This is a genomic window from Halovenus amylolytica (assembly GCA_004015825.1).
Lineage (GTDB): Archaea > Halobacteriota > Halobacteria > Halobacteriales > Haloarculaceae > Halovenus > Halovenus amylolytica.
Genome location: SAYS01000049.1, coordinates 1 through 2,283 on the forward strand (window position 1 = coordinate 1; position 2,283 = coordinate 2,283).

Consider the following 2,283-nt stretch of genomic DNA (forward strand, 5'->3'; position numbering starts at 1 on the left):
GAGGGTCAAAGCACACGTCTTTCTCGCTCTGTGTCTTCGGTTGGCCGTTGCGCTCGCTAATCATCATCAAGGAAACGATGTCGCCAGCCCCAACATCATGCTATGAGAACCGTTCTGCACCACCGCTACTTTGTGTGTCTAAAAGTATAAAAATAGATGCTAATCCCTATACCCTGCAGAATTCGTCATCGACGGCCACGTTATGCCATCGGCGATTGTCGATATCGTAAAATATCCATTAAATTGATTCGACACAATGCAGCGTGAAAAGTTTGACAGAAACCAGTTTACGGGCTAGTCTTCAAGCCGATTAAACGGGAGTCCACGGACCCGGAATTGGTGATTCCCTTTGATATTCTTCAGGCGAGTTGTCCGTTCCGAGTCAGTAATGATGAGCACTGGACTGGAACGACCATCTCGATCGGCATAATTCTCTAAATCCGGGATTGCAGCCGAGACACTCGTTTCCACTTCAATTAACGACAGAGGGAATTTCCCGGACCAATCAGCACCCAACATAGAGAAGTTACGGATGTCCACAAGGAGATCCGGAGCTCCTGACTGCCCATCAAAATGTCTCCTATCTACCGACAAATCACCTAATTTTTCCTCAGACCCGTCTTTCTTTACCACTAACTCCCCGCCATCATACTTTTCTTTCAAACTCTCGTATGTGTCTGCCACAATCTCATTGTGCTCGTACGTATTAGTCATATTAAGAACCCTCAATCGAAATAGTAACTAACTCTTCATCCTTGAGTTCAATAATAACCTCAAGAACATTTTTCTTGTTCATCTCTAAGTCATTAGAAATTAAATCTATCATATCTTCATTTGCATTTCTACTTTCATTTTGATTTACTATAAACTCAAATACACTTGCCTGATCTGTATCAAGATGTTCATCAGTTATAATACTAGTTATCTCACTACGGATTTTTTCACATTCCTGCGCATATTCTACAAGCTGCTTAACACTATCAGCCCGAGAAACATTTAGTTCTACTTTATTAAGTGCCTGTTCTTGTTCGTCTAATTCAAATACATTAGATAGATCTTTTCCTGTCTTGATCTCACGCTTAATAGTATTCCTAAGTCTCTCAAGATTGTCCTCTGCTTCTTCAATTCGGTAAGAAAAATTTTGTTGCACGGTGTCATAGTCCTCTACATCCCCACTCAAAACTTCTTTTCGTGTACTTATTAGACTACGATATGTTCCTCCAATTCTTGATAAGGGAGAGTTAAGAAAACCAACAGATTCTTGCAAGTTACTAGGTTGCTCAAATCGGTCAATTGATTCAGTGGCAACATCATTCATAATATCAAGAACGGAAAGAACTTCACGACTAGCCTCGATAGCTTCTCCAACACTCGTGGCTACTTCCAACTTCTCATCGAGTAGAATCTGAACAACTTCATTCGTTGGGTGTTCAGACACGTCTGTCAAACTTTGATATAATTCGTCTAGGTCCGATACAATTTCTTTGGCTTCTAAAAGTAACTCATTTATTTCAAGAATACGCTCCTTAGCCAGTGTCGTAAACTGGTCAAGGGTATCCGCCTCAGTAACACTTAATTCAATTTGAGTAAATAGCAAATTGTTAATTTGTGTTTGAACAGTTGGCCCTAACGGCTCAGGGAGGTCAGCATCCCAAGGGTACGGCCATTTATTAGAAATATGATTTAGATCTCCGGCTATGGATTCGATCTCGACAACACTATTCACATTTGCTAAATGTTGCTTGATAAACCGAGCTACCATACTTGTGAGCCCCATTCCATCATCATTGATACTCGATAGCGCAGATTTTATTGTTTCAATGGCAGAGTCTACTGTTTCGGTGTCAGACTCAACAATTTCGATTAACTCTTCTCTGAAACCTTCTTCAAAAGGCCCTGCGCCAGCAGCGACCAACCAGTCTTCAAGATCTTCTACCGTATTTTCAGCCTCAGGATGGTGAAGGACGCTACGAAAGTCATCAGCGAACTCTTTAATTTCCTCTTCGAATTTTCCTAAACCGAATGATTCAGAGCTGTCTGTGAGCAATTCAAAAGCATCGTCCAAGGATCGATCAAATGCTTCTCTAACTGCGTCCTGCTCATTGTTTTCAAGATTTGCAAGTGTCTCCTTTGTGTCCTCAATTAATTCATTCAACGTACGTGTTTAGCCCCAATGAATTTCGCCACTGTCTCGTAGCAGGCGACCAATCGGGGAGATATGCACCTTCAGCAAGGGCTAGTTGAACATCTCCAGGGATGGTCTCAGCTCGGAGACCATCCCGG

General features: G+C 42.0%; 2 protein-coding genes. Both read right to left on the reverse strand.

What is annotated here, in order from left to right; translation table 11 throughout:
* Positions 1 to 294: 294 nt before the first annotated feature.
* Positions 295 to 714, reverse strand: a complete 420-nt coding sequence (locus EOW68_RS18200; protein ID WP_128226570.1) for a hypothetical protein — start codon at positions 712 to 714, stop codon at positions 295 to 297.
* 1 nt (position 715) lies between these two features.
* The gene (locus EOW68_RS18205; protein WP_128226571.1) at positions 716 to 2,155 is read right to left on the reverse strand and encodes a hypothetical protein; all 1,440 of its coding nucleotides are present in this window, start codon (positions 2,153 to 2,155) and stop codon (positions 716 to 718) included.
* Positions 2,156 to 2,283: the final 128 nt, after the last annotated feature.

Excerpts from the sequence above, each read along its gene's own strand:
- EOW68_RS18200 (WP_128226570.1), bottom strand. The coding sequence starts at position 714 with ATGACTAATACGTACGAGCACAATGAGATTGTGGCAGACACATACGAG.